Annotated in this window: 26 protein-coding genes and 4 tRNA genes; 16 read left to right on the forward strand and 14 right to left on the reverse strand. The window is 74.4% G+C overall.

The annotated features are described in order from the left end of the window. Window positions 1–106: 106 nt before the first annotated feature. A complete protein-coding gene (locus Athai_RS29110; RefSeq protein ID WP_203964441.1) occupies window positions 107–757 on the reverse strand; it encodes a DUF4240 domain-containing protein in 651 nt (216 codons plus the stop codon). Window positions 758–794: 37 nt separating this feature from the next. Between Athai_RS29110 and Athai_RS29115 the strand changes: the two genes are divergently transcribed. The 4 genes from Athai_RS29115 to Athai_RS29130 all read left to right on the forward strand — a co-directional run bounded on the left by Athai_RS29115 (window position 795) and on the right by Athai_RS29130 (window position 3,168). Continuing rightward, the gene (locus Athai_RS29115; protein WP_203964442.1) at window positions 795–1,361 is read left to right on the forward strand and encodes a histidine phosphatase family protein; all 567 of its coding nucleotides are present in this window, start codon (window positions 795–797) and stop codon (window positions 1,359–1,361) included. 272 nt (window positions 1,362–1,633) lie between these two features. Further along, window positions 1,634–2,074 carry a MarR family winged helix-turn-helix transcriptional regulator gene (locus Athai_RS29120; protein ID WP_203964443.1) on the forward strand — a complete coding sequence of 147 codons (441 nt, stop codon included), beginning with the start codon at window positions 1,634–1,636 and terminating at the stop codon, window positions 2,072–2,074. A gap of 97 nt (window positions 2,075–2,171) precedes the next feature. Then, the gene (locus Athai_RS29125) at window positions 2,172–2,645 is read left to right on the forward strand and encodes an HIT family protein (protein WP_239157236.1); all 474 of its coding nucleotides are present in this window, start codon (window positions 2,172–2,174) and stop codon (window positions 2,643–2,645) included. A 139-nt stretch (window positions 2,646–2,784) separates the two neighbouring features. Further along, window positions 2,785–3,168: a nitroreductase family deazaflavin-dependent oxidoreductase gene (locus tag Athai_RS29130; RefSeq protein ID WP_203964444.1), complete on the forward strand. Its 384-nt coding sequence runs from the start codon at window positions 2,785–2,787 to the stop codon at window positions 3,166–3,168. 83 nt (window positions 3,169–3,251) lie between these two features. On the opposite strand, the gene Athai_RS29135 is transcribed toward Athai_RS29130, so the two are convergent. From Athai_RS29135 to idi, 5 genes are all read right to left on the reverse strand, one after another. Further along, a tRNA-Phe gene (locus Athai_RS29135) sits at window positions 3,252–3,328 on the reverse strand. A 284-nt stretch (window positions 3,329–3,612) separates the two neighbouring features. After that, a tRNA-Asp gene (locus Athai_RS29140) sits at window positions 3,613–3,686 on the reverse strand. Between the two features lie 20 nt (window positions 3,687–3,706). Then, window positions 3,707–3,779, reverse strand: a tRNA-Glu gene (locus Athai_RS29145). Between the two features lie 168 nt (window positions 3,780–3,947). Continuing rightward, complete coding sequence (locus tag Athai_RS29150) at window positions 3,948–4,715, reverse strand: polysaccharide deacetylase family protein (RefSeq protein WP_239157237.1); 768 nt, start codon at window positions 4,713–4,715, stop codon at window positions 3,948–3,950. Between the two features lie 219 nt (window positions 4,716–4,934). Next, entirely contained in the window at window positions 4,935–5,477 is a 543-nt protein-coding gene (idi, locus tag Athai_RS29155) for an isopentenyl-diphosphate Delta-isomerase (RefSeq protein ID WP_203964446.1), read from the reverse strand. A gap of 194 nt (window positions 5,478–5,671) precedes the next feature. Here idi and Athai_RS29160 point away from each other — a divergent pair, with 194 nt between their 5' ends. Continuing rightward, on the forward strand, window positions 5,672–6,526 hold the full coding sequence (locus Athai_RS29160; protein ID WP_239157487.1) for a phytoene/squalene synthase family protein: 855 nt from the start codon (window positions 5,672–5,674) through the stop codon (window positions 6,524–6,526). Between the two features lie 333 nt (window positions 6,527–6,859). Then, the gene (locus Athai_RS29165; protein WP_203964447.1) at window positions 6,860–8,242 is read left to right on the forward strand and encodes a TIGR01777 family oxidoreductase; all 1,383 of its coding nucleotides are present in this window, start codon (window positions 6,860–6,862) and stop codon (window positions 8,240–8,242) included. 21 nt (window positions 8,243–8,263) lie between these two features. On the opposite strand, the gene Athai_RS29170 is transcribed toward Athai_RS29165, so the two are convergent. Further along, window positions 8,264–8,596, reverse strand: coding sequence for a cupin domain-containing protein (locus tag Athai_RS29170; protein WP_203964448.1), 333 nt, complete (start codon window positions 8,594–8,596; stop codon window positions 8,264–8,266). A gap of 544 nt (window positions 8,597–9,140) precedes the next feature. On the opposite strand from Athai_RS29170, the gene Athai_RS29175 reads away from it, so the two are divergent. The 7 genes from Athai_RS29175 to Athai_RS29205 all read left to right on the forward strand — a co-directional run bounded on the left by Athai_RS29175 (window position 9,141) and on the right by Athai_RS29205 (window position 15,658). Then, the gene (locus Athai_RS29175; protein ID WP_203964449.1) at window positions 9,141–11,192 is read left to right on the forward strand and encodes a hypothetical protein; all 2,052 of its coding nucleotides are present in this window, start codon (window positions 9,141–9,143) and stop codon (window positions 11,190–11,192) included. A gap of 74 nt (window positions 11,193–11,266) precedes the next feature. Further along, window positions 11,267–12,475 (forward strand): S53 family peptidase, encoded by a 1,209-nt coding sequence (locus Athai_RS29180; protein WP_203964450.1) that lies wholly within the window; start codon window positions 11,267–11,269, stop codon window positions 12,473–12,475. A gap of 252 nt (window positions 12,476–12,727) precedes the next feature. Then, window positions 12,728–12,961: a DUF2795 domain-containing protein gene (locus tag Athai_RS29185; RefSeq protein ID WP_203964451.1), complete on the forward strand. Its 234-nt coding sequence runs from the start codon at window positions 12,728–12,730 to the stop codon at window positions 12,959–12,961. A 108-nt stretch (window positions 12,962–13,069) separates the two neighbouring features. Further along, complete coding sequence (locus Athai_RS29190) at window positions 13,070–14,164, forward strand: pyridoxal phosphate-dependent aminotransferase (RefSeq protein ID WP_239157238.1); 1,095 nt, start codon at window positions 13,070–13,072, stop codon at window positions 14,162–14,164. A gap of 53 nt (window positions 14,165–14,217) precedes the next feature. Next, window positions 14,218–14,304 (forward strand) — tRNA-Ser (locus Athai_RS29195). Window positions 14,305–14,406: 102 nt separating this feature from the next. Beyond that, complete coding sequence (gene deoD, locus Athai_RS29200; protein WP_203964453.1) at window positions 14,407–15,120, forward strand: purine-nucleoside phosphorylase; 714 nt, start codon at window positions 14,407–14,409, stop codon at window positions 15,118–15,120. A 142-nt stretch (window positions 15,121–15,262) separates the two neighbouring features. Continuing rightward, complete coding sequence (locus tag Athai_RS29205) at window positions 15,263–15,658, forward strand: DUF4259 domain-containing protein (RefSeq protein ID WP_203964454.1); 396 nt, start codon at window positions 15,263–15,265, stop codon at window positions 15,656–15,658. 131 nt (window positions 15,659–15,789) lie between these two features. Here the strand turns inward: Athai_RS29205 and aroA are convergent, their stop codons facing one another. The 6 genes from aroA to Athai_RS29235 all read right to left on the reverse strand — a co-directional run bounded on the left by aroA (window position 15,790) and on the right by Athai_RS29235 (window position 21,280). Beyond that, window positions 15,790–17,067, reverse strand: coding sequence for a 3-phosphoshikimate 1-carboxyvinyltransferase (gene aroA / locus Athai_RS29210; protein WP_203964455.1), 1,278 nt, complete (start codon window positions 17,065–17,067; stop codon window positions 15,790–15,792). 129 nt (window positions 17,068–17,196) lie between these two features. After that, entirely contained in the window at window positions 17,197–17,619 is a 423-nt protein-coding gene (locus tag Athai_RS29215) for a nucleoside deaminase (RefSeq protein WP_203964456.1), read from the reverse strand. Window positions 17,620–17,648: 29 nt separating this feature from the next. Further along, window positions 17,649–18,167, reverse strand: a complete 519-nt coding sequence (locus Athai_RS29220) for a tRNA adenosine deaminase-associated protein (protein WP_203964457.1) — start codon at window positions 18,165–18,167, stop codon at window positions 17,649–17,651. A gap of 394 nt (window positions 18,168–18,561) precedes the next feature. After that, entirely contained in the window at window positions 18,562–18,735 is a 174-nt protein-coding gene (locus tag Athai_RS29225; RefSeq protein ID WP_157034974.1) for a hypothetical protein, read from the reverse strand. Window positions 18,736–19,042: 307 nt separating this feature from the next. After that, window positions 19,043–19,750 (reverse strand): hypothetical protein, encoded by a 708-nt coding sequence (locus Athai_RS34955; protein WP_203964458.1) that lies wholly within the window; start codon window positions 19,748–19,750, stop codon window positions 19,043–19,045. A 135-nt stretch (window positions 19,751–19,885) separates the two neighbouring features. Beyond that, window positions 19,886–21,280 carry a PQQ-binding-like beta-propeller repeat protein gene (locus Athai_RS29235; RefSeq protein WP_203964459.1) on the reverse strand — a complete coding sequence of 465 codons (1,395 nt, stop codon included), beginning with the start codon at window positions 21,278–21,280 and terminating at the stop codon, window positions 19,886–19,888. Window positions 21,281–21,382: 102 nt separating this feature from the next. Between Athai_RS29235 and Athai_RS29240 the strand changes: the two genes are divergently transcribed. Beyond that, window positions 21,383–22,363: a prephenate dehydrogenase gene (locus Athai_RS29240; RefSeq protein WP_203966413.1), complete on the forward strand. Its 981-nt coding sequence runs from the start codon at window positions 21,383–21,385 to the stop codon at window positions 22,361–22,363. A 63-nt stretch (window positions 22,364–22,426) separates the two neighbouring features. Here the strand turns inward: Athai_RS29240 and mtnA are convergent, their stop codons facing one another. Beyond that, window positions 22,427–23,548, reverse strand: coding sequence for an S-methyl-5-thioribose-1-phosphate isomerase (gene mtnA / locus Athai_RS29245; RefSeq protein WP_239157239.1), 1,122 nt, complete (start codon window positions 23,546–23,548; stop codon window positions 22,427–22,429). 321 nt (window positions 23,549–23,869) lie between these two features. Here mtnA and Athai_RS29250 point away from each other — a divergent pair, with 321 nt between their 5' ends. Together Athai_RS29250 and Athai_RS29255 are read left to right on the forward strand one after the other, a co-directional pair. Beyond that, on the forward strand, window positions 23,870–24,907 hold the full coding sequence (locus Athai_RS29250; protein WP_203964460.1) for a PHP domain-containing protein: 1,038 nt from the start codon (window positions 23,870–23,872) through the stop codon (window positions 24,905–24,907). 263 nt (window positions 24,908–25,170) lie between these two features. Then, entirely contained in the window at window positions 25,171–26,826 is a 1,656-nt protein-coding gene (locus Athai_RS29255; protein WP_203964461.1) for a DUF885 domain-containing protein, read from the forward strand. Window positions 26,827–26,838 lie beyond the last annotated feature (12 nt).

Raw genomic sequence — 26,838 nt, forward strand, 5'->3', positions numbered from 1 at the left:
CCGGCCGCGGGGCTCGGCGTAGAGGACGCCGAGAACGTGCCGCGTCGCCAGCCGGCGCCGGAACCGCCCGAAGTCGCCGCGGGTCAGCGGCCGGAACGAGACCGCATCACCCCGCATCGTGCCGCCCGGACCGAGGTGGTTGCCGCGTCGATGCCTGATCGTGGCGGCCGAAGGCGAACAGCGCATCGAGGTTCGGCGGGCGGCGACGCCACTCGGCCCGATCCCGAAGGTCCCACCGCTCGCCGGCCGGCCGGCCGGTACGGGTCGGCGGCTCGTCGCCGGCCGACGCTACCGCCGCCCAGAAGGCGTCTGCATCGCCGGTGACCTGCTCGTACGCCCGGGCTGCCGCGAACAGCAGCCGCTCGTCCCCGATCCACCGGTCGCGGCCGGCGCCGTCGCTCACGCCCCGTACAGCGGGGTGCGCGGCGAGCGAATCCGGGTCGGCGACCGCCCGCTCGAACGCGTCCCTGCCCAACCCGACGAGCCCGGCCCGGAACTCGGCGAAGCCGTCGTCGGACAGGAACCCGTACTCGATGATCCAGCGGGCCGCGCACAGATCCCAGGTGTCGGCCCGCTCGCACACCCGCCCGAGCACCCGGTCGAAGGCGACGATCTCCGGCAGCGGGAGCCGCGTCAGCTCGGCGACCAGCGCCTCCGCGGTCGATTCCGGTACGCCGGCCTCCACGGCCCGGTCCGCCGCCGATCCCGCCGCGTCGCGCGCCCGCCGCACCAGCTGCCAGAACTCATCGACATCCATGCCTCCAGCGTCCCCCAGCGCGGATACGCTTCCGTGGGTGATCCCGACCCTGGACGGCCTCACCCTGGACCTGGTGCCACACTGCGCCTCGGTACAACCTTCGGACTGGCCTGGCGCCCACGACGAGCGCCCCCTGACGGAGGCTGGTCACCAGCAGGCCGTAGCACTGGCGTCTCGGATCGGGGCGGGCATCGCGGCGATCTTCTCGAGTCCGATGTTGCGGTGCCTGCAGACGGTCCAGCCACTGGCGGACGCCACCGGGCTGCCCATCGAACGGCTGCCTGAGTTGCGTGACACGGAGGACTTCGGTGAGCCCCGAGCTTGGAAGGACGGCTTCCTCGCCCCCGTTTCCGGCCCGGTAGCCGGCGCCTGGGCGGCGGGGCGGGGGCTCCGCGCGGTGCTGACCATCGCGCATCGCGTCCCGGGCCGCCGCGTGGTGGCCACCTCGCACGGCGACCTGATCCCCGTTCTGCTGTCGACGCTCTGCGCGACGTACGAAGTGCCGCCGCCAGCGGTCCTCCCCGACCGTGGCGGCTGGTGGACCCTGCACTTCACCGGCGCGACGATCGGCGTCACCCCGCACGCCCCGCTCCTGCGCCGGTAGCGGCTCGCCCCGCGAGGTCGGGCGGAGGCGCGAACCGGGGTGGCGCCCGGGGCCTTCGGCCCGCACGTTCGATGGCGGAACGGGTGACGGCGCGGGCACTGCCTCGGCCGGATCACCGCCCGTGCTGGGTCCGGTTCCTGTACTCGGCAGCGGATCTGCTGGTCATGACGCTGGTCACGACGATTGCGTTAGTCGTACTAACGATGTAGGTTCGCTGCAGAGGTAAACGTTAGACGCCCGAACATTCGTTCGGCGAACGATAGGGAGCCGTCATGACGACGACCGACCGCACCTTCGGCACCGCGCTCATCGGCCAGACCGAGAAGGCGCTCAACGCGATCCTGGACCGGCAGCTCGCCGGTACCGGCATCACCGAACCCCAGTGGGTTACTCTCACCCTCGCGGTCGTTGGCGGCGGGGACATCGACCGGGCCGAACTCGTCCGCCGGGTCGGCGGTGCCACCCAGTACAGGCCGGCGGCGGTGGCCGAGCGCATCGCCGAGCTGACCGCCGCGGGCTTCCTGCGCGACGGCGGCGACGGCCGGATCCAGGTCACCGACGAGGGGCAGGCGCGCTGGGCGACGGTACGGGCCGCGATCGGCCCGATCACCCAGGAACTGTGGGGCGACCTGCCGGCCGGGGACCTCACCGCCGCGGCCCGCGTCCTGGGCACCGTTCTGGACCGGGCCAAGGCGGTCCTGGTCGCCTCCTGAACCGGCCACCCGCCGGAACAGCCGCGGTTGATCCTCGCGAACCGAGCCACCTAGCCTGGGCGGACCGATCGGAGCGGGCCACCGACGAGGAGTACCGGTGTTCAATCACGCACCCGAGGGCTACCGCTGCCGGTTCTGCGGCGTGCTCGCCGGCGTCGACAACCCGAGGAACACGCAACGAGACATCGTCTGCCGCACCGACAAGGCGGCAGCGCTGATCTCACCGCGGTGGTGGCCCAACAACCACGGCCACGTGCTGGTGATACCGACCGCGCACCACGAGAACCTGTACGACCTGCCCGACGAGTACGGGCACGCCATCCACGACCTGGTTCGCCGGATCGCGATCGCGATGCGCCACACGTACGGCTGCGACGGCATCTCGACCCGGCAGCACAACGAACCGGCCGGCAACCAGGACGTCTGGCACTTCCACCGGCACGTGTTCCCGCGCTACCACGGCGACGAGCTGTACCGCTCGGCGCCCGAGGAGCGGATGGCATCGGCCGAGGAGCGCTGGCCCTACGCACAGAAGCTCCGCACCCACCTCGACGCGACCCCGCCCAACTGACGTACCCGATGACGGCGCCACGCCCAGTGCCCGGCGATACCTCCGGTAGACAGCGCCAGCGAGCCCGGCTGTTGCCGGTGAGGGCGTTCTCGACAGTGACACCACTGTCCGATCCTTCTCGTCACGTAGTCTGTCGGCCGTGGGAGCAGGCGAGGTTCCGCCAACGGGCACGTGCGACCTGACCACCGTGGGCCGCCGAAGCGGTCAGCGCCGCCGGGTGGAGATCTGGTACCTGACCGTCGACGGCGAGACGGTGATAACCGGGACACCCGGCGCCCGCAACTGGCTCGCGAACCTGCGGGCCTGTCCTCGGGCGGTACTGCACCTCCGCAGTCCCGATCGTGACGTCGAAGTCGCGGCCGCAGAAGTGATCGAGCAGGCGAAGCGTCGCCGGATCACGGCCGAAGCCTTCCGCCTTCAGCCCTGGTACGCCGAACAGCCGTACTCCGTCGAGGACTGGGTGGCCGGCGCGCCGATGGTGGTGCTGACGAGCGTGCCCCCGCGTGCCCCAAAGGGCAGCTGATCAAGGGGAAGTCGCGGGCAGTCGCGAGAAGTTTGATGATCACCGAAAAAACAGAAGGACCAGGCGAAATGCCTGGTCCTCTGTGGTGGTCAGGGGCGGGGTCGAACCGCCGACCTTCCGCTTTTCAGGCGGACGCTCGTACCAACTGAGCTACCTGACCGCAGCGTGCTCGCCACATCCTACCCGCCCACCCCGCGCCTCTCACACCCGGTTCCCACCGCCATACCCGCCACGCCGGACAGCCGGACCCAGCCACCGGTCGCGGGGCCGCCGGCCGCGCGCGGCCCGGCAGGTCGGGGACGAGGACGCCCGGCGAACGGCGAGCGAGGTCCAGGGGTACCGGCGAGCGAAACCCCTCCGCCGCGCGGGTCTGGGTGCCGCGCCCCAGAAAACACGAAGCCGGCGTGTGCTCGCGATTTCTGCGAACACACGCCGGCCGGTCGGCGGTCCCGACGGGACTTGAACCCGCGACCTCCGCCTTGACAGGGCGGCGAGCACTCCAACTGCTCCACGGGACCTGGTCCGGAAGACCCGGTCGTGCCCCCAACGGGATTCGAACCCGTGCTACCGCCTTGAAAGGGCGGCGTCCTGGGCCACTAGACGATGAGGGCGCTTGGCTGTTGCTGAACCATGATGGCAGAACCACCTTGGCACCATGCAACCGGTCCCAGCACCTCCGCCGGCCTGCCGTTGGAAGCGACGCAAGCATACGTGACGCCGCCCCGCCGACCAAATCCGATCCCCGGCAGGCGCGGGCCCGGGCCTCGCCGGGACAGATCCTAGAGCCGAATCAGGTCGTACCGGCGGGAAAGGTACGGCAGCAGGGTGCGCAGCGCGGCGCAGGTGTGGGACCGGTCGCCACCGCCGTCGTGCATCAGCACGATGGAGCCACGGCCGGTGTGCGATTTCACGTTCGCGATGATCGACCGGGCCGGTGGCCGCTGCCAGTCGGACGGGTCCACCGACCAGTCCAGCGGTGCCATCCCGAGCGTGCGGGAGATCCGGACGATGCGCTTCGACCAGTTCCCGCCCGGCTGCCGGTAGTAACGCACCGTAGCTCCGGGTACGGCGTGCCGGATCGCCGCGGTGGTCCGGGTCAGCTCGGACCGGATGTACTTGGTGGACCGCTGGGACATGTACTCGTCGTGGTCCCAGGAGTGGTTGCAGAGCGTGTGGCCGTCGGCGGCGATCCGCGCGACCAGCTTCGGATACTCCTTGACCTGCTCGCCGATCAGGCAGAACGTCGCGTGCAGGTGGTAGTGCTTCAGCAACGCCAGCACCTTCGGCGTCCACACCGGGCTGGGTCCGTCGTCGAAGGTGAGGGCGACCGCGGAGGTTCCGGTAGTCCGCAGCGACCCGCTGGGGCCGTCCCCGCCGCGCGGTGGCGTGGTCGACTCGACCAGCTTCGCCTGCACGCTCGGTGACGGGCTGGCGGTCGGCGAGGGCGAATGCGCCCGCGGCCGGGCGGCGGCCGGCCCGCCCGCACGCGCGGGTGCACTGCCACAGCCCGCAGGCAGCAGCATCAGCCCCAGCGCCGCCACCACCATTCGCCAACGATGACGCATCTGTCCCACCCGTCCCGGTTAGCCATCCCCGGGGTCAGGTTAGAACGCGTCGGCACGCGACCGACGTGCCGCAAGCTTTGACAGCCGGCACGTCGGCTGCGTCGGGTGGCAGGAAGGTCGCGCAGCGTCAGTACTGCGTACGATGCGCCCTCGATGGCACGTCGCTGGCCGAGGTGTCCGGCACCTCAGGTGTTTCCCGCCTCAGGTGTTCAGGACGGCGGGTTCGGCGAGCCGGAGGACCCCGGACAGCCACGGCGTGTACGAGTCGGGGTCGGCAGCCACCGCCGCCCGCAGCTCCGGCAGCGGCACCCATCGCCACTGCGCCACCTCGGTCGGGTCCGGTTCCGGGGTCGCCCCGTCGACGTACCCGACGAGGACGTGGTCGTGCTCGTCCTCGACCCGGTTGGTCGCGGCGTCCTCGGCGCGGTAGTCGAACTCGCCGACCTCGCGCAGCTCGACCCCGGTGACGCCCATCTCCTCGGCGAGCCGCTGTGCCGCCGCCGCGGCCAGGTCGCCGTTCGGGGCCGGGTGCCCGCAGCAGGTGTTCGACCAGCGGAGCGGGAACCGGGTCTTCACCTCGGCACGGCGTTGCAGCAGCACCCCGTCCGGCCCGGCGAGCAGTACCGAGTAGGCGCGGTGGTGCCGGCCGGGCAGCGTGTGCGCCTCGGCCACGGTGCAGGTGCCGATCGCCTGGCCCGCCGCATCGACCAGTTCGACGGGGTGTACTTCCCGGTTTTCCGGCATGCTCGCTCCCGGCTCGTCGCGGCGCGTCGGGCCGGGCCCGGCCCGACGCCTGGGTACCGGATGCGACGTTACCGCCCACACCGGGCCGGGGGCCGGTAGGACGATCCAGCGGGTACGTGAGAATCGTCGGGAAGCGACGTGGAGGGGCGGGCGACGTGTCGGTGCGCGGGCCGGGGTGGGACGGCGGCGAGCCACTGGCCGCGGCGTACCGCCGGTGCCAGGTCCTGCACCGACGGCACGGGCGGACGTACTACCTGGCCACGATGTTGCTGCCGGGGTGGAAGCGGCGACACGTGCACGCGCTGTACGGGTTCAGCCGGTACGCCGACGACACGGTGGATCGTGGTGGCCCGGTCGCGGCGCGGGAGTCCGCGCTGCGCGCGTTCACCGCACGGTTCGAGGCGGGGCTGGCCGGAGAACCGGTGACCGATCCGATCCTGCCGGCGGTGCTGCACACCATCCGGGTGTTCGACCTGGACGTCGCCGACTTCCGGACGTTCCTCGCCAGCATGGCGATGGATTTGACGGTGACCGACTATCCGCGCTGGGCCGACGTCTGCGGGTACATGGCCGGCTCGGCGGCGGCGATCGGGTCGATGATGCTGCCGATCCTCGGTACCGAGCGGGTTCCGGTCGCCGCGGCCCGGGAGGCGGCGCGCGGGCTCGGGGTGGCGTTCCAGCTGACGAACTTCATCCGGGACGTCCGCGAGGACCTGGACCGGGGCCGGGTGTACCTGCCGGGCGAGGACCTGGCCCGCTTCGGCGTGACCCGGTCGGCGCTGGCCGCGCCGGTGGCGGACGGCGCGGTTCGGGCGCTGATCGCGTTCGAGGTTGCCCGCGCGCACGAGTTGTACGAGGCCGCGCTGCCGGGAATCGAGCTGCTGAGCCGGTCGGCGCGACCGGGTATCCGCGCCGCGGCCGTGCTCTACCGGGGGATTCTCGACGAGGTGGCCCGCGCCGACTTCGACGTGCTGTCCCGCCGGGCCCGGGTGCCCCGCCGGCGCCGTGCCGCCGTTGCCGCCCGCGAACTCGCCCGCCTGGCCTGGTGACCTGCCGCCGTTTCCCGGGGCGGCGGTGCTCGCGCACCACCTTTGCTCTGCCTACCTGAGCGTGCCACCGGTGGTGCGGGTGGGTGGCCAGAGCCGGCTCTGCGCACCTCAGCGTGCCACCAGGCGGTGCGTATTTGTGCGCAGAGCCGGCTCTGCGCACCTCAGCGTGCCGCCGGGCCGGTGCGTATTTGTGGGCAGAGCAAAGCGTCGCGCGGAAGTACCCGGACCCGGGCGGGCGTGCGGGACATGCCGAGTTCCGACGAACCTGGCGGGTTGGCCGTGCGGTGGGAGCGGGAGCGGGCAGACTGGAAGCTCCGCGGTTGGGGGTTTGCTGTGCACAGTTTCACTGCCGAGACGTCGCTGCCACATCCGGTCCGGGAGGTGTTCGACTGGCACACCCGGCCGGGCGCCATCCGCCGGCTGCTGCCGCCCTGGGAGCCGGTCACGGTGGCGCAGGAGGCGCCGGACCTGGCCGAGGGCGCGGAGGCGATCCTGCGGCTGGCCGGTCCACCGGCGTCGATCGCGCCGCGGTGGGTGGCGCGGCACACCGCGCTGGAGCCGCCGCACGAGTTCACCGACGTGCAGATCTCCGGGCCGTTCGACAGCTGGCGGCACCGGCACGTGTTCGATGAGACCGACACCGGCTGCGACCTGCGCGACGAGGTGTCGTACCAGCTCCCGCTCGGCTCGGCCGGTGAACTCGCCGCCGGGCAGGTGCAGGCGCGGCTGCGGCGGATGTTCGCCTACCGGCACCGGCAGCTCGCCGACGACCTGGCCGCGCACGCCGCGGCCGGCAGCGCGCCACTGACGGTGGCGGTGGCGGGCGCGTCCGGGCTGATCGGGCAGGCGCTCACGGCGTTCCTGACCACCGGCGGGCACCGGGTGATCCGGCTGGTCCGCCGCACCCCGCGGGTACCCGACGAGGTGTTCTGGGATCCCGAACGCGCGTCGCTCGACCCCGACGCGCTGCGGCCCGCGGACGCGGTGGTCAACCTCGCCGGTGCGCCGATCGCCGGCCGGTTCACCCACGCGCACAAGGACGCGGTGCGCCGCAGCCGGATCCTCGGTACCGGGCTGCTCGCCCGCACGCTCGCCACGCTGCGCCGGGAGGATGCCGGGCCGCGGGTGTTCGTGTCCGGCTCGGCGATCGGCTACTACGGGGCGGAGCGCGGCACCGAGCGGGTCGACGAGCAGTCCGGTCCCGGTACCGACTTCCTCGCCACGTTGTGCCGGGAGTGGGAGGCCGCCGCCGGGCCGGCGCGCGAGGCCGGCGTGCGGGTGGTGCAGGTACGCACCGGGGTGGTGCAGTCGCCGGCCGGCGGGATGCTCCGGTACCAGCTGCCGCAGTTCCTGGCCGCGGCCGGCGGCCGGCTCGGGCCGGGCGACCAGTGGCTGTCCTGGGTGTCGATCGACGACATCGTCGGGATCTTCCACCACGCGCTGACCAACGACGAGATCTCCGGCCCGGTCAACGGAACGGCACCGGCGCCGGTCACCAACGCCTCGTACACCGCGACGCTCGCCCGGGTGCTGCACCGACCGGCGGTGCTGCCGGTACCGGCGTTCGCGCCACGGCTGCTGCTCGGCGGCGAGGGTGCCCAGCTGACCGTACTGGCCAGCCAGAACGCGCACCCCGACGTGCTGGCGCGCAGCGGCTACCGGTTCCGCCAGCCGGACCTGGAGTCCTGCCTGCGCCACGTCCTCGGCCGCGTCTGACCGTTCCGGCCCGCGCCGGGGTCAGCGGAGGGGGACGGCCGTGAGGAGGATGGCGGAGTCCTCCAGGGCGGTGACGTTGTGCCGGGCGTGCGGCACGGTGATCAGGTCGCCCTCCGCGCCGTCCCAGGACACCTCGTCGGCGGCGAGCCGGATCCGGCCGGACAGCACGAGGACGGTGGCCTCGCCCGGGTTGTCGTGATCGCTGAGCACCTCGCCCGCGGTCAGCCCGATCACCGTCTGGCGCAACCGTCGCTCGTGCCCGCCGTACACGGTGGACGCGCTGCGGCCGTTGGCGGACCGCAGCGCGGCGGCCAGCTGCTCGCGGGCCAGGGCGGTCAGTGACGACTTCTGCATGCCCGACTCCCTCCGGCGGGTCCGACGCCGACCGTACCGGCAGCGCCCGGCCGCCGCACGCCGAACGCACCCAACTGCTCTCCGGCCGGGCGCCAGCGACCGGCAGTACCGCAGGCAGACCGGACGCCGCGAACAACGTGGCCACGCCGCCGGCGGTCCCGCAGGCACTCCGACGAGGCCGCAGGCGGTCCGGCGACACGGCAGTCCGGCGACGCGGCGAGGCGGCGAGGCCGGCGATCCAGCGACACGCCCGGGCCCCGGGCCGGCCCGGGGCAATGTGGGGTAGCTCATAGCAAATCCACAAGAAGCCAAAAGAAATCGCCGGACCCATCAACTTTTCAGGCACTTTGTGCGTCTTCATAGGTGACGGCAAGATCGCGACGCGACTCCACGACGGCCGGTGGTGGAGCGCCGATCGTCCTGTGCCCGACACTGCCTGATCGGCGAAATCTCTTGTCCCACAAGGGTTTTCTCATCGGCCTATGGTGCCGTCACAGCACCCGGCAGCGACCGCAGCGTCGCTCGACACACGGGGGAAGGACTCATGCCAGCAGCCGCAGAGCACAGCACCTCAGCACCCAGACCGCGGCGCGGCCGGCGGGCCGCCGCCGTGGCGGCCCTCGCCGCAACCGCCGCGGTCGGTACCGCCGCCGCGGCCCTGCCCGCCGCGGCCGGCCCGACCGTACGGCCGGCCCTCAGCACCGACCAGACCGGCGCCGGGCACGCCCGTACCGCCAGCGTGACCCTGCCGACCGGCGACAAGGTGATCGTCGGGACCGACCCGCAGGGCCGGGTCCGCACCGCGCACCCGGCGAGCACCGCGCGCCGCACCTACCTCACCCAGCGGTACGGCGACGACACCTACGTGGTGCCGGCGACCGCGCTGCACGCGCTCGGCGCGGGCAGCTACCGGCTGGCGCAGTTCGACGTGTCCGCACTGGTCGCCGGGCGGCCCGGGGTCGCGCCGGGCAGCGGCACCGCGCACCCGGACTTTCCGATGCGGACCGCCACCATCAAGGTCACCGACCCGCAGGGCAGGCCGGCCGACGACGCCAGCCTGAGCGTCGTCAACGTCGACGACTCCCGCAAGTACGCCGCGTTCCCGGAGGCGTTGCACGGCGAGGCGCGGATCAGCGTGCCGGACGGGCACTACGCGCTGATGGCGTACTACTACACGGCCGACGACCAGGGCGAGCTGACCGGCGAGTGGCTGTCGTTCGGCCAGTTCACCGTGTCGGGCACGGCGACCACGACGGCGGTCGACCTGCGCCGGGCCACCCACGAGGTGTCGGTCGCGACGCCGAAACCGGCCGAGGTGCAGGGCATCGACCTCACCTGGGCGCGCGGCGCCAGCGACGACTACGGGCTGCAGTCCGGCGTCAGCACCTACGCCGGGCATCCGGTCCGGCTGTCCACCAGCCCGGCCGGCGTCGGCGTGCAGCACTTCTCCGTGCACGAGACGGCGACCTCGCCGGACTCGGCGGCCACACCGTACCTGTACGACGTGATCTTCCCGAGCGACCGGGCGATCGGCGCAAACCAGCACTACCGGGCCACCGCCGGCAGCCTCGCCACCCTGAACACCAGCTACTACGCGGACGAGAAGCGCACCGGTGACAGCGTCTGGTTCGACTCGCCGTCCTGGGAGCTGTTCCAGTTCCGGCTGGGGATCCCGCTGCCGCAGCCGATGCGGCGCACCGAGTACCTGACCGGCGGGGCCGAGCTGACCTACTCGGCGATGATGGACGCCGAGATGTCCGACGAGGCGTTCGGCGGCACCTTCCAGTCCGGCTCGTACGTGTTCCGCGGCGGCCAGCACGAGCGGGTCGACTGGCTGCGCGGGCCGCTCGCGCCGACGATCCCGGCCGACACCGGCGTCGGCGGGTACTTCTGCGGCGCCTGCCGGATCGACGACACGCTGTCGATCGCGCTGGCCCCGGTCGGCGACTCCACCCCGGACCACTCCGGCTACCTGGACGACCCGAGCACCCCCGGTACCGTCTCCACCTCGCGCTTCCAGCTGTTCTCCGGCAGTACCCAGCTGGCCGACGGGAAGGACGTGACCGGCGTCGACGTCGCGGTACCGGCGGCGCGCGGGAACTACCGGATCTCGTACGACCAGACCCGCAAGGCGCCGTGGACCGCGCAGTCGACGTCGTCGCACAGCGAGTGGACGTTCAGCTCGGCGCACTCCGGCAGGACCACGGTGCCCACCGACCGGTGGGGTTGCGGCTCCGACGGCGACCCCACGCACTGCTCGCCGGTGTCCCTGCTGCTCCCGCACTACCGGCTGAAGCAGGGCCTGGACGGCCGGATCCCGGTCGGCCGGAACACCCTCGCGCTGACCGTCGACCACTCGGCGGGTGCCCCGCGGGTACCGGTCGAGTCGGCCACCGTGTCGGTGTCGTTCGACGACGGCAGGACGTGGACCAGGGCGAAGGTCAGCGACCTGGGCGCCGGCAACTTCCGGGCGCACTGGCGCAACCCGGCAGCCGCGGCCGGCCACCAGGTGACCCTCAAGGTCACCGCGTCCGACTCGACCCACGCCACCGTCACCCAGATCGTGCACGCGGCGGCGACCGTCGCCCAGTCCTGAGTACGAGGTCCGGGCAGCGCGGCCGACCGGCGCCGCGCTGCCCGGACCTGCCCATCGAGCATGAGGAGGGATCGATGATCGGAACGGTTCGCCGCGGAAGAACGCTTCGCCGCACCCTGGCGGGCGCCGCGCTCGCCGCCCTGGCCGTCGGGATGGTCGCCGCGGCCACCCCGGCCTCGGCCCAGACCCCGTCGACCGGGCTGCACACGGCGTGTTCGGTGGCCGGGCCGGGCGCGGCCCGCTGCCTTGCCGAGTACCGGGCCACCGGGCGGACGCGGCACGACGCGATGCGCGCCGACGCGACCCCGGACGGGTTCGGCGCGAAGGACCTGCGCGCCGCGTACGGGCTGCCGGCCCAGGGCGGCACCGGCACGGTGGCGATCGTCGACGCGTACGGCTACCCGACCGCCGCGAAGGACCTGGCCGCCTACCGCAAGCAGTACGGGCTGCCCGCGTGCACGGTGCAGTCGGGCTGCCTGCGCATCGTCAACCAGCAGGGCGACACGTCTCCGCTGCCCGAGCCGGACTCCGGTTGGGGTGTGGAGACCGCGCTGGACCTGCAGCTGGCGTCCGCCGCCTGCCCGAGTTGCAGGCTGCTGCTGGTGCAGGGCGACGACGCCAGCCTGGACGCGCTCGGCACCTCGGTGGACACCGCGGTACGGCTCGGCGCCTCGGTGGTGTCGAACAGCTACGGCACCGACGAGTTCAACGGGATGTCCGACTACGCGCACTACTACCAGCACAGCGGGGTTCCGATCACGGTGTCGTCCGGCGACGCCGGGTTCGTCGCCGCGTCCTTCCCGGCGGTACTCACGTCCACGATCGCGGTCGGCGGCACCACCCTGACGAAGGCGGACAACGCGCGCGGCTGGTCCGAGAGCGCCTGGTCCGGCGCGGGCAGCGGCTGCTCGGCCTACATCGACAAGCCGTCCTGGCAGCGGGACGAGAACTGCTCGATGCGCACCGTCGCGGACGTCTCCGCGGTCGCCGACCCGGCCACCGGCGTCGCCGTCTACGACACGTACGGGCTCGGCGCGGACGCGGGCTGGCTGGTGGTGGGCGGCACCAGCGCGGCGTCGCCGTTCGTGGCCGGCGTGATCGCGCTGGCCGGGCACCCGTCGACGGTGACCCCGAAGCGGCTGTACGGCGAGCCGACGGCGTTCCACGACGCGGTCGGCGGGTCGAACGGCTACTGCGGCGGCGACTACCTGTGCACCGGCGTCCAGGGGTACGACGGCCCGACCGGCCTCGGTACCCCGAAGGGCGTGACGCCCTTCGAGTGATCGCGGCGGCGGGGTGCCCGGGCGGGCACTCCGCCGCTGCCCGCAGCCACACTCGGCACGACGCGGCCCCGGTCCCACTCGCCAGGGATCGGGGCCGCCCCGCGCCGGGAACCCGATCGGGCGAACCCGTGCGCGTCCAAAACCGCTGGCACGTCGTTGATCTCGGCAGTACGGCCGCCGGCCAGGCCGGCGCCCCCCATCCACCGTCGCCCCGCTCCGACGGCGGGATCCGTTGCTAGGTATGGAGTTTCGATGACGCTTGCGCTTGCCACCGACCCCACCACCGTCACCCGAATCGAGATCGCCGACCACGTCGAGTCGGCGTTCGCCACCGGCGCGGCCAGCCGGGACGACCTGCTCGGCGCCGCCCGTACCGCCGGGGCCCGGCCCGCGCTGCTCGCGGTGCTCGGCGACCTGCCCGACCGCCCGTACGCCGAACTGCGCCAGCTGTGGACCGACCTGCCGGAGATCCCCATCGCCCGCTGAGTACCCCGCCCCGCCGGTCGGTGCGGGCCAGTCGGCTCCGATTGGCTCTTGGCGGACCCGGCGCCGCCACGCAGGATCGGCGCCATGGCACGGTTTCCACTCAGTACGATGTCGAGCCTGATCGACACCTCGGTCCGGTACGACCTGGCCGAGAGCACCTGCCCGGCACTGCGGCTCGACGAGATCGTCGACCCGACCGGCCTCGCCGCGCTGACCCTCGGCTACGGCACCTCGCCCGGCGACGCCGAGCTGCGGGCGCTCGTCGCCGCCGACACCGGGGTACGGCCGGGCCAGGTCCTGCTGACGACCGGCGCCGCCGGCGCGATGTCGCTGCTCGCCCTCGACCGGACGCCCGGCCGGGTACTCGTGGTCGGCCCCTGCTTCCCACCGACCGGTACGGTGCCCGCCGGGCTCGGCGCCGCGGTCGACGTGGTGTCGGCGCGCTTCGACGACGGGTACCGGCTGCCGATCGACGCCGTCGCGGCCCGGTTGACCGGCACGACCCGGCTGGTCTCGCTCGCCTCCCCGCAGAACCCGTCCGGGGTGCGCTACTCCGGCGAGGAGCTGGCGGCGCTGCTCGACGTGGTCGCCGAACGCGCCGCACCGGACGCGATCGTGCTGGTCGACGAGACCTACCGGGCCTGCACGTACGGCGCCGCGCCGGTGCCGCCGTCCGCGGCGCCGCGCTCGCCCCGGGTGGTCACCTGCTCGTCGCTGTCCAAGGCGCACGGCGCGCCCGGCCTGCGGCTCGGCTGGCTGACCGTCACCGACGCCGAGCTGTACGAGCGGCTGCGGAACGCGAAGTTCCTCACCTCGATCTCCGGCGCCCGCATCGACGAGGTGCTCGGCGCCGCCGTACTGCGCCGGCAGCGGGAGATCCTCGCCCCGCGGGCCGCGTTCCTCGCCGGTACCCTCGCCACGCTGACCGCCTGGGTCGAGACCGCACCGGTCGACCTGGTCCGGCCGGACGGCGGCGCGCTGTGCTGCCTCCGGCTGTCCCCGGAGGAGATCCCGGACCGCGCGGTACCCGCGTTCTACGCGCGGCTGGCCGAACTGGACACCCGCGTCGAGCCCGGCGGCACGTTCGGCGAGCCGGACCGGGTGTTCCGGCTCGGCTTCGGCCACCTGCCCGAGCCGGACTTCGCCGAGGCGCTGACCCGGCTCGGCGCCGCCGTCGACGCCGCGGCGACCCGCGCCCGCTGAGCGCCCGCCGGGGGAATGGAGCCGGCTCGGAGCCATCCGGTACAGTCCTTCGCGGTGGTGTGTCCGAGCGGCCTAAGGAGCACGCCTCGAAAGCGTGTGAGGGTTCACGCCCTCCGTGGGTTCAAATCCCACCACCACCGCCGGTCGGCCGGCGTGCGGCTGCGGAGTTCCGCGGCGGCGCGCCGGCCTTCTGCTTTCCGGCCGGCGGCAGTGCGCCGACCAGCGCGAGGACTGGAGTGATCATGAGTACGCACATCGGGGCGGAGCGCGGGCAGATCGCGGAGCGGGTGCTGATGCCGGGCGACCCGCTGCGGGCGAAGTGGATCGCGGAGACCTTCCTCACCGACGCGACCTGCTATTCGACCGTGCGCAACATGTTCGGCTTCACCGGTACCTACCGCGGGGTGCCGGTGTCGGTGCAGGGATCCGGGATGGGCATCCCGTCGATCTCCATCTACGCGCACGAGCTGATCAACGACTACGGCGCGAAGACCCTGGTACGGGTGGGCAGCTGCGGCGCGCTGGCCGACTCGCTGCGGCTGCGGGACGTGATCGCGGCGATCGGCGCGAGTACCGACTCGGCGATCAACCGGCAGCGGTTCGACGGCGTGATCGACTACGCCCCGGTGGCCGACTTCGGGCTGCTGCGTGGCGCGGTGGACGCGGCGGCCGGGCGCGACGTCGACGTCAGGGTCGGCCAGGTGCTGTCCGCGGACGTGTTCTACAGCGACCGGCCGGACCTGCCGGAGCGGCTCGCCGGCTACGGCGTGCTGGCGGTGGAGATGGAGGCGGCGGCGCTGTACACGCTGGCCGCGAAGTTCGACGTCCGGGCGCTGGCGCTGCTGACCGTGTCCGACCACATCGTGCGCGGCGAGGCGCTGCCGGCGGCCGACCGGGAGCGGTCGTTCTCCCAGATGGTCGAGATCGCCCTGGACACCGTCACCGCCGACGCCTGACAGTGGAGGTGGGTGGCCGCCGGCCGGCGTTCGAACGGTTGGTGGCCGCCGAGATCCCGACCCGGCGTAACCCGGCGGCCAGCGAAACGTCGTACCGGCCGGGCAGGATCGGACCGAGACGACACGGCGAGGGGAGGCGCGGATGGGTGCCTGGGACACCGGGATCTTCGACAACGACGGTGCCGGGGATTTGCACGCGGAGTTGCTGACCGCCGCGCCGGCGGGGCGGGCCGACGTGCTGCGGTCGGCGTTCGCGCTGCCCTGCGAGGAGTACGTCGAGGTCGACGAGGGGCAGCGGGCGCTGGCCGCCGCCGCGGTGGTGTCCGCCGCAGCCGCCGGCACCGACCTCACCGCGTACGGGCGGAGCCTGCCCGCCGCCGACCTCCCGGCAGCGACCCCGGAGCTGGTGGCGCTCGCCCGCGCCGCGGTCGACCGGGTCCTCGGCGCCGACTCGGAGTGGCGCGAGCTGTGGGACGAGGCGGAGCTTGGCGCCGACGCGTTCAGCGCCGCCGCCAAGCTCCGCGCCGGTCTCAGCTGACCGACCCACGCCACGGCACCGCGCGGCGGGTCCGCGGCCTCGCGGCGGGCCGGCGGCGGCCTCGCGGCGGGTCCGCGGCCTCGCGGCGGGCCGGCGGCCTGGCGGCGGGTCGGCGGCGGCCTCGCGGCGGGTCAGCGGAGCGAGTCGAGGACCTCGAAGTAGGTCGGGAAGGTCTTGGCCACGCAGCCGGGGTCGGCGATGCCGATGCCGGGGGTGCCGAGGCCGAGCAGGGCGAGGCTCATCGCCATCCGGTGATCGTCGTAGGTGGCGAACGTCGTCGGCCGCGGCGTGCCGGGGTGGATGGTGAAGCCGTCCTCGTCCTCGGTGGCGTCGATGCCGGCCCGGCGCAGCTCGGTGACGACCGCGCCGATCCGGTCGGTCTCCTTGCGCCGGATGAAGCCGATCCCGCGCACCCGGGTCGGCGAGTCGGCGTGCACCGCGACCGCGGCGAGCGTCTGCGCGGTGTCCGAGATGTCGGCCATGTCGACGTCGATGCCGTGCAGGGTGCCGGTACCGCGGACGGTGATCGCGTCCCGGCCGCGCTCGACCGCGGCGCCCATCTTCGCCAGTACGTCGACGAACGCGACGTCGCCCTGCAGCGCGTCCGGGCCGAGGCCCGGCACGGTGATCCGGCCGCCGGTGATCGCCGCCGCCGCGAAGAAGTACGATGCGGCGCTCGCGTCCGGCTCGACCCGGTAGGCGACACCCCGGTACGACCCGGCCGGCACGACCACACACGACTCGGTCACGTCGGCCCCGGTCGCGCCGAACGCGGCCATCACCCGCGCCGTCATCCGCACGTACGGCACGGAGACGAGCGGGGTGGACACCCGGACGCGCAGACCGCCCGGCAGCAGCGGCGCGGCGAGCATCAACCCGGACAGGAACTGGCTCGACAGGTGCCCCGGGATCGTCACCTCGCCACCCCGGATCGGCCCGGCCACCTCGACCGGCAGGTAGCCGGGTGCGGCCAACGGCCGGACCGCCGCACCCAGCTCCACCATCGCGTCGAGCAGCGGCCCGAACGGCCGGGCCCGCAGCTGCGCGGCACCGTCGACCACCACCGGCGCCGCGGTCAGGGCCGCCGCCGGCAGGACGAACCGCGAGGTCGCACCGGACTTCCGGGCGTCCACGGTGGCCGGCTCGGCACCGACGCCACGGCCCGCCCCGGCCACCACCATCCGGGCGGCGGCCTCGTCGGTGCGCACCTCGACCCCGAGGCCGCGCAGCACACCCACCATCGCCGCGGTGTCGTCGGCGAACAGCGCGCCGGCGAGGGTACTGGTGCCGTCGGCGAGCGCCGCGCACAGCAACGCCCGGTTCGTCACGCTCTTCGAACCGGGGATCGTGACTTCGGCGTCCGGCGCGGCGGCCAGCGGCTCGACCAGCCGCACCGCGGGGTCGGTCATCGGCCCGGCCGATCGGTCGCGGGGCGTCGGTCTGCAGCGTCGGTCATGTCCCCATGCTGCCGCAGCGCCGCGCCCCGGGTACCGACAGGTACCCCCGCCGCCCACCCACCGGACGGCGGCCGGCGCAGGTCAGCGGCCGAAGAAGGACCGCAGCAGCGCGCCGCACTCGTCGGCGAGCACCTCCGGGTACACCTCGGGGCGGTGGTTGAGGCGGCGGTCCCGGACCACGTCCCAGAGCGACCCGACCGCGCCGGCCTTCGGATCCCAGGCGCCGAACACCACCGTGTCGACCCGGGCCAGCACCAGCGCACCGGCGCACATCGTGCACGGCTCCAGGGTCACCGCGAGCGTGCAGCCGGTCAGCCGCCACTCGCCCCGTACCGCGGCGGCACGGCGCAGCGCGAGTATCTCGGCGTGCGCGGTCGGATCGCCGACCGCCTCCCGCTCGTTGGCGGCCGCGGCGAGCTCCACGCCGTCCGCATCGACGACGACCGCACCGATCGGTACGTCGCCGGCCGGTGCGGCCGCCGCCACCGCGAGCGCGCGACGCATCAGCTCGGGGTGGCGGTCGGGCGGCAGGCTCAGCGCAGTTCCTCGACGGCGTCGGCGCAGCCGAGCACCGCGCAGATCTCGGTCGTCACGTCGCTGGGCATCATGCCCTCACCGGCGCACAACTCGACCAGCTTCTGCCCGGAGACGCCCAGGTCGGCCAGCAGATCGGAGTCGCCGACCGGCTCGATGTCGTCGGCGTTGCCGGGCGGCTGCTCGGGCGCCTCGTAGTCGTCGTCCTCGTCCGGCAGTTCGATCGTGTCGTGCCGGTCCTGGTCGCCGAGCAGCACGGCGCCGAGCGGCGACTCGTCCACGAACGCCGCGTCCGAGCCGAAGACCCGCAGGTCCTCGCCCTCGTCCAGGCGCAGGACCGCCAGGTACTCGTCGTCGACCTCGACGAACAGCAACGACACGGACGCATCGGCGTCGACGTCGCGCAGCAGGTCGGCGACGTCCTCCACGTCCGCCAGGTCGGCGGGCCGACCCAGATCCAGCTCGGCGACAGCCCAGTCGCGTGGTCCGCGAGCCGCCGCGACAGCGAAGTACGACACGATCCCCCCGGGGCACGTGTAGGAGATGATCGACGTCCGGTCCGGTGGAAGCACCGGTCCGAAGGTCTCACGGAGATTGTGTGCGGGCGCCCGGCGGCGTCAGCGGCCCGGCCGTCGGATGTACGGCAGGTCACTGACCGGCGGTGCGGCCACAGCGAAATCGTAGACCGAAGCGCGACGGACGCGGACCCCGCGCCGGGTTCCGTTCCTCCGGCCCGCCCGCACCGGCGCCCGGAGGGGGCGGCGACGGCACGGTCGGCCGGCGTCCGGACCCGACGCGGGTACGGCGGGGCGTGCGGCCGGCGACCGGGCCGGCCGGTGATGGTGGCCGATCGGAGGTCGGGAGTCCTCGAAGCCCCGCCGCGGATGCCGCGGGGCCGGGGCTGCCCGGACCCTAGACGGCCTCCCGGCGGCGGCGGGTGGCGATCAGTTCGCGCAGCCGGTCGACCTGGGCCCGGCGGGGGGCGACCCGGTCACGCAGCGCCTTGGCGTCGGACAGCTCGGCGAGCAGCTGCAGTCGTCGGCGCCGCCGCTCAGGGTCGAGCCGCTGCAACTTCATGGGGGGCATTCCGCGAATGTGCCGGGCCGGCGCCACCAGCGTCAAGTCCGGGAGTGCTTTTGCAGTCGACCCCACACGGTGGGTACGCATCTGACAACCTGCCGGGTTGGTGCCGGTACCGTCCGTCGCGGTCCCGGCCGGACACGGCCGTTCCACTGACACCTCCGAATCGCGGTCCGCGAGGTCCGCGCGAGAAGGCCACCGCGATCGACGCGACGTTCCGGCCTGCACCCCCGCGCGCAGGACCTCCCCAGAACCGCGACCTTACCGGGCCTAACGGGCCTGTCGGGCCGTCTTGCGGATCAGCGCGACGAATTCACCAGAGCAGCCAGTGCCCGGTGAAAGCGCTGACGACCGCCACGATTCCGGCGATACCCAGGCAGCAGCCGGCCGCCGCGGCCACCCCGACCGCGACGCCACGGTCCCCGAACCGCAGCAGAGCCACCGCCGCGAGCAGCGCGAGCACGGCGGCGCCCAGGGTGCTCCACGCGTACGCCCGGGCCGACCAGCTGATCGCGGCGAACATGCCGAACCAGACGACCGTCGAGCCGATCCCGGCCCAGACCGACCGGGCCCGGATCGGATGCGGCTCGCGATAGTACGGCCGGGGTGGCGCGATGGCGCCCGGTGTCCACGGCATCCCGGGGCGCGGCCACGCCGGCCGGCCGGTACGCGGGTCCACGCCGGGGCCGGCGGGCGGCCAGCCGGGGCCGGCCGCCGCCCAGCCGGACGGCGGCCCGGGGCGGCGGTGTCCGGGCGGGTACGCGGCGGGCGGCGGCAGGCCGCCCGCGGGGCCGCCGGGAGCCGGCCAGGGTCGCGCACCGGGGCCGGGCCACCCGTTCCGACCGGTACCGGGCCGGGCCGGGCCGGCGGCGGGTGCCGGCGGGCGGCCGGCGGCGGCATCGCCGGCCGGTGGGCGGTCGGTGGCGGCCAGCCCCGCGCCGTACGACGAGGGTGGCGTGTCCGGCGGCGCCCAGCCTTCGGTCTCGTTCGACCCGTCCGGCCGCTGGCTGCGCTCGACCACGTGCCCCCTCCCCTACCGGGCTGGCCATCCGACGCTGCGCTGCGGACCTTGGCGGTCCTGGCAGTCCTCGCCGAAGCGTACCCGGGCCACCCCGCCGGGCGGTCCGCCGCGGCGAGCGGCCGGTGACGCTGCCGGTCAGCGGGCGAACTGGGCGAATCGCGACTTGACGGTGGTGTCGCCGAAGGTGGTGAACGCGCCGCCGACCGCGAGCGCGTGCCGGGACGCGGAGGCGGCCAGCACGATCACCCCGACCGTCGAGTTGGCCTGCGGCGCCCAGCCGAGCAGGTGGCCGGACAGGTCGGCGGCGAACAGCTTCTGCCGGCGCTGGTTGCCGTCCAGGCAGTCGCCGTTGGTGTTCGCCACCCGCGCGGTGGTGCACGCGTGGTCGAAGTGGCCGCCGCCGTAGACCACCCCGTCCAGCACCGCGACGTCGGACACGTCGCCGTCGGTGGTCAGCGTCCAGCCGGCCCGGCCGGCCCGGTCGTACGACACGACCCGGCCACCGGGCCCGGCCATCGCCGCGTAGACGGTGCCGCCGGCGACCGTGACGTGGTGCACCGCGTACGGGGCGCTGCCGGCGAAGCCGGTGTCCAGGGCGCCGGTGCTGGCGGAGACCGCGGCGAGCCGGGCGTGCCCGCCGGCGCCGTCGACGGCGTGGAACGTGCCGCCCAGGTACGCCCGGGAGCCGGACACCGCGATGCTGCGGACGGTGCCGTCCAGCTCGGGCCGGAACGACGCGTCCAGGGTGCCGCCGGCGAGGTCGAACGCGGCGGCGTGCGTCCGGGTGGTCCGGTCGACGGTGTCGAACGTGCCGCCCGCGTAGAGCCGGCCACCGGCGGCGGTGAGCACGTCCGGCGCGGTCGAGATGCTGTGCCGGAACGTGTCGTCGACCGCGCCGCTGCCGGTCGCCGCGACCTTGGCCAGGTGCCGGTGCGCCCGCCCGCCGACGGTGGTGAACGACCCGCCGAGGTACACCGAGCCGCCGCTGACCGCGAGCGCGGTGACCGGCCCGTTCACCGCCGGCGCCCAGCCGGTCAGCGCGCCGGTCGCGGCATCGACGGCGGCCACGTACCCTCGCGCGACCCGCCGGCCATTGGCCACCGCGACGGTGAACGACCCGCCGAGGTAGATCGTGTCCCCGCCGTACGCGACGGCCCGGACCTGGTCGTTGAAGCCCGGCGTGGTGGACTGCGGGGTCGCCGAGACGGTCGCGGTCGCGGCGCCGGCCGGCGCGGTACCGGCGACGGCCAACGCGACCCCGGCGGCCACCGCACCGGCGAGCCGGCGGCCGGCCAGGCGGCGCGTCGTCGTGGCCGGCCCGGCCGCTATCTCGCGGGTGTCGGCGCCGTGGGTGGCGGCGCGGGTGTCGGCTCGGCGGGTGGCGGCGCGGCGGGGGTCGGCGCCGCGGGTGGCGGCGCGGCGGGTGGCGGCGGTACGGGTGGCGACGCCGGGGATGCCGGTGCCGCGGGTGGCGGCCGGCCGGGCGGCGGCCGGGCGCCGGGTCGTCAGGAGGCTGATCGGCGCTCGCATGAACCCCTCCGAATCAACGGATTGTCATTGGACGGTCACAATCTGCCCTGTTCGGGGTCAGCGGTACGCGCGACGCGCCGCTGTGCCACGCTGTTGCGCGTGATGCTGCGGACCGTGACGGTGATCGGCCTCGGCCTGATCGGCGGCTCGGTCCTGCGCGCCGCCGCCCGCGCCGGTCACGACTGCCGCGGCTACGACCCCGATCCGGCCACCCGCTCCGCCGCCCGGGACGCCGGCGACTGGCGGATCGACGACTCGCCCGGCCCGGCCACCGACGGCGCCGACCTCGTCGTACTCGCGGTACCGCCGGCGGCGCTGCCCACGGTGCTCGAATCCCTCGCCGGGCACCCCGGGATCGTCACCGACGTGGCATCGGTCAAGCAGCCGGCGCTCGCCGCAGTGCCCACCGGCGTACGGTTCGTCGCCGGTCATCCGATGGCCGGCCGGGAAGTGTCCGGTTTCGCTGCCGGCGACGCCGCCCTGTTCGACGACCGACCGTGGGTGCTGTGCCTGGACGAACCGACCGCGCTCGCCGACTGGCTGGCCGTCGCCGAGTTCGTGCTCGCCCTCGGCGCCCGGGCGGTGCCGGCCGTCGCCGCCGAGCACGACGACGCCGTCGCCCGGGTCAGCCACCTGCCGCACCTGGCCGCCGCCGCGCTCGCCGCCCAGGCCGCCGGGGCGCTGCCGGCCGGTCTCGCGGCCGGGTCGTTCGCGGACGGTACCCGGGTCGCGGCCAGCCCGCCGGCGCTGTGGGCGGACATCTGCGCGGCGAACGCGCCCGCGGTCCGCGCCGCCCTGGACCGCCTGATCGCCGACCTCGGCACCGCCCGCGCCGCCCTCGACGCGCCCGCCCCGGCGCTGGAGACCTGGTTCGGCGCCGGTCACGCCGCCCGCGCCGGCTGGCCGCCCACCGCGGGACCGGCCATCCCGATACCGCCCGAGCGCGACGACCTGCTGGCCCTCGGCCGGGCCGGCGGCTGGCTCACCGAGATCGCCGGTACCCGGCTCACCGCCGTACTCCCGAGCCGACCGGCCGCCGGCACCGACGGGCCGCGGAGCCGGAAACTCGGCCGGGCGAGGTGAGCGGCCCGGTGCCGCCGCAGCTGGCGCGCGGACTTCGAGACAGCCCCGCGCCGGACTCGGTGCTCAGGGAGCGTTCGGGCGAAGCACGCGGCGGTCCGTGACGATCGCGGTGACCAGGTCGGACGGGGTGATGTCGAACGCGGGATTCGCCGCCGCCGCGCCGTCCGGCGTGGTGCGACGCCCGGCGTAGGCCAGCACCTCGTCGGCCGGCCGGTCCTCGATCGGTACGTCCGCGCCGGTCGCGGTCGCATCATCCACTGTGGACTCCGGCGCCACCACGAGGAACGGGATGCCGGCCCGCGCGGCGCCGAGCGCGTGCGCGTAGCTGCCGACCTTGTTCACCACGTCACCGTTGGCGCAGATCCGGTCGGCGCCGAGGATCACCGCGTCGACCTCGCCGCGGGCCATCAGGAACGGGCCGGCGCCGTCGACGGCGACCCGGAACGGTACCCCCGCCTCCCGCAGCTCCCACGCGGTCAGCCGGGCGCCCTGCAACAGCGGCCGTGTCTCGGACGCGACCACCCCGGCCAGCGCGCCGCGCCGGTGCAGCTCGGTGACCACGGCCAGTGCCGTACCGCCGGTGACGGTCGCGAGGCCACCGGTGTTGCAGTGGGTCAGCAGCCGCGCCGACGGGCCGACCAGTTCGGTCACCAGGTCGGCGCCCCGGGTGGCCATCGCCTGCGAGCTGGCGATCTCCTCGTCCCGCAGCGCGAGCGCCTCGGCCAGCACCGCGGCCGGGCCGGCCGGGATCCGCGCCGCGGCCCGGTCCACGCCGCGCGCCAGGTTGACCGCGGTCGGCCGGGCGTTGCGCAGCGCAGCGACGTCGGCAGCGAGCCGGTCCGCTGCACCGTCGCCGCTCGCCGCCGCACCAGCACCACCCGAAGCTGCTCCGGCCGGCGCGGCACCGGACGCTCGTCCGGCCGGCGCGGCACCGGACGCTCGTCCGGCCGGCGATCCGGCTGCGGCCGGATCGGCCGCCGAGCCGCCGGCAGCGGCGAGGGCGACGCCCAGCGCACCGGCGACGCCGAGCGCGGGCGCGCCGCGTACCGCCAGGCGGGTGATCGCGTCGACCACCTCGGCGGTGGTACGCAGCCGCAGCATCCGGGTGGTGTCCGGCAGCGCCGTCTGGTCGATGATCTCGATCGCCGGCCCGGCCGCGTCGGACACCCAGTCGATCGTCCGCATCCCGCCACGGTACCGGCGCCACCCCCCGACCGAGACGCACGCGGCACCACCGGCACGCCCCCACGACCGAGACGCACGCGGGTACCACCGGCACGTCACCTCGACCGAGACGCACGCGGCACCACCGGCACGCCCCCACGACCGAGACGCACGCGGGTACCACCGGCACGTCACCTCGACCGAGACGCACGCGGGCGCCACCGGCACGTCACCTCGATCCACCCGCGTGGCGGGCAGGAGGCCTGATCGGCGCGCGTCCGGCGGCGCGCCTCCCTGGCCGATGGCGGGTACGGGCCGGGGAAGCGACCGTACGATCGGCGGATGGGTACCGAGGGTGCGCGGGATCCGGTGGCGGACCTGCGGCGGATCGCGTTCCTGCTGGAGCGCGCCGGCGAGGCGACGTACCGGGTGCGTGCGTTCCGGCGCGCCGCCGGTACGGTGGCGGGTCTCGACGCCGGGGAGATCGACGCGCGGGTCGCCGCCGGTACGGTCGGGGAGCTGCCCGGCATCGGCGCGGTCACCGAACGCTGCATCGTGGAGTCGCTGCGCGGCGAGGAACCGGTGTACCTCCGGCGCCTGCTCGCCACCGCCGGCCGGTCGGTGGACGCCGACGGGGATGCGTTGCGCGCCCGGTTGCGTGGCGATCTGCACAGCCACACCGACGCCTCGGACGGCGGTTCGCCGCTGGCCGAGATGGCCGCGGCGGCCATCGACCTGGGGCACGACTACCTGGCGATCACCGACCATTCGCCCCGGTTGACGGTGGCGAACGGGCTGTCCGCGGACCGGCTGCGCGCCCAGCTGGACCAGATCCGCGCGCTGGCGCCGGCGATGGCGCCGTTCCGGCTGTTGACCGGGATCGAGGTGGACATCGACGCGGACGGCTCGCTCGACCAGGAGCCGTCGCTGCTGGCCGAGCTGGACGTCGTCGTCGCGAGCCTCCACAGTGGACTCCGTGGCAGCCGGGAGGTGGTCACCGGCCGGATGCTCGCCGCGATCCGGTCGGGCCAGATGGACGTGCTCGGCCACTGCACCGGCCGGATGGTCACCGGCAAACGGCACCGGCCGGAGAGCGAGTTCGACGCCGACCGGGTGTTCGCCGCCGCGGCGGCGGCCGACGTGGCGATCGAGGTGAACTCCCGGCCGGAGCGGTTGGATCCGCCGAAACGGTTGCTGCGACTGGCGATCGAGGCCGGCTGCCTGTTCTCGATCGACAGCGACGCGCACGCGCCGGGCCAGCTCGACTGGCTGCCGTACGGGTGCGCCCGCGCGGCGGCCTGCGGCATCGACCCGGACCGGGTGGTCAACACCTGGCCGGCCGACCGGCTACTGGAATGGACCGGGCGGCGGCGCGGGTGATCGGCCGCCGGCGGGTGATCGGCCGCCGGCCACCCCCCGACGCTGCCAGCCCGGCCGAGCACCAGCGCGGGTGAACGATCCTCGGCCGGTCGCCGCGCAGCCGGCGGGGGTGCGCGGCAGGCATCGGTCGGCCGACCGCCGAGCCCGGCGTCGGCGGTCGGCGGGGGGCCGGGCGTCGGCGCGATTCCGGAACGGTCGAGTGGCCATAACGGAAGGCCATAACGGGGAGTGCGGAACCGGCGGGTTCGCGTACTGTCCGGGCCGTGGGACGTATTGACGAGATTGCCGACCGGTACGTGGACGACTGGGCCACCCTCGATCCGGCCGGTGCCACCGAGGCCGGCGTGGTAGGCCACGACGACGAAATGCCCGACCTGACCCCGGACGGGTACGCGGCGCGGGCCGAGCTGAACCGGCGGGTGCTGGCCGAGCTGGCCGGCGTCGAGCCGGCCGACGAGCGGGAACGCGCAGCCAAGGCGGCCATGCAGGAGCGGCTCGGCCTGGAGGTCGAGATCGCCGACGCCGGCGAGGACCGCGAGATGAACGTGATCGCGAGCCCGGTGCACGGGTTGCGGCAGACGTTCGACCTGATGCCGCTGGCCGGCGAGGAGGCCGCGAGCAACGTCGCGTCCCGGCTGGAGAAGCTGCCCCGCGCGCTCGACCAGCTGCGTACGACGCTGTCCGCGGACGCCGCGGCCGGCCGGGTCGCGTCCCGCCGGCAGCTCGCCGCGTGCGTCGACCAGTACAAGGAATGGACCGGTACGGACGACTTCTTCGCCGGCCTCGCCACCCGGGTCGGCGCCGAGGGTGCGCTGGGTGCCCGGATCGCCGCCGCCGCGGCCGGCGCCCGGCAGGCGGTGGACGAGTTCGGCGGGTTCGTGACCGGTGAGCTGCTGCCGCGCGCCGCCGAGTCGGACGCGGCCGGCCTGGAGAAGTACCAGCGCGCGTCGCGGTACTTCCTCGGGGCCAGCATCGACCTGGCCGAGACGTACGAGTGGGGTTGGCAGGAGCTGGCCCGGATCGAGACCGAGATGCGCAGGGTGGCCGGCCAGATCGTGCCGGGCAGCAGCTCGATCGTCGAGGCGGCGGCCGCCCTGGACGCCGATCCGAAGCGGCGGATCGCCGGCAAGGAGGCGTTCCGGGAGTGGATGCAGCGGCAGGCCGACGAGGCGATCGCGGCCGTCGACGGCGTGCACTTCGACATTCCGGAGCCGGTGCGCACCATCGAGGCGTGCATCGCGCCGACTTCCGACGGCGCGATCTACTACACTCCGCCGAGCGAGGACTGGTCCCGGCCGGGCCGGATGTGGTGGGCGGTGCCGAACGGTGTCGAGGAGTTCGCCACCTGGCGCGAGGTGACGACCGTGTACCACGAGGGCGTCCCCGGGCACCATCTCCAGGTCGGCCAGACCGTGTACCGGTCGGAGTTGCTGAACCGCTGGCAGCGGCTGCTGTGCTGGGTGTCCGGCTCCGGTGAGGGCTGGGCGCTGTACGCGGAGCGGCTGATGGACGATCTCGGTTTCCTGTCCGACCCCGGTGCCCGGCTGGGCATGCTGGACGCGCAGTCGTTCCGGGCAACCCGCGTCATCATCGACATCGGCATGCACCTGCAGCTCAAGATCCCCGCCGGTACCGGCTTCCACGAGGGTGAGACGTGGACCCCGGAGCTGGGCTGGGAGTTCCTGCGCGCGCACTGCCGGATGGAGGAGGAGTTCCTCCGCTTCGAGCTGCTGCGCTACCTGGGCTGGCCGGGGCAGGCCCCGGCGTACAAGGTGGGTGAGCGGATGTGGCTCGCCGCCCGCGAGGAGGCCAGGGCGCGCAAGGGCGCCGACTTCGACCTGAAGGCGTTCCACGCCGCCGCCCTCGACCTCGGCTCGATCGGCCTGGACCCGCTCCGCGAGGCCCTCGCCCGGCTCTGAAACGGCACGTGC

Origin of the sequence: Actinocatenispora thailandica (genome assembly GCF_016865425.1) — a bacterium.
Lineage (GTDB): Bacteria > Actinomycetota > Actinomycetes > Mycobacteriales > Micromonosporaceae > Actinocatenispora > Actinocatenispora thailandica.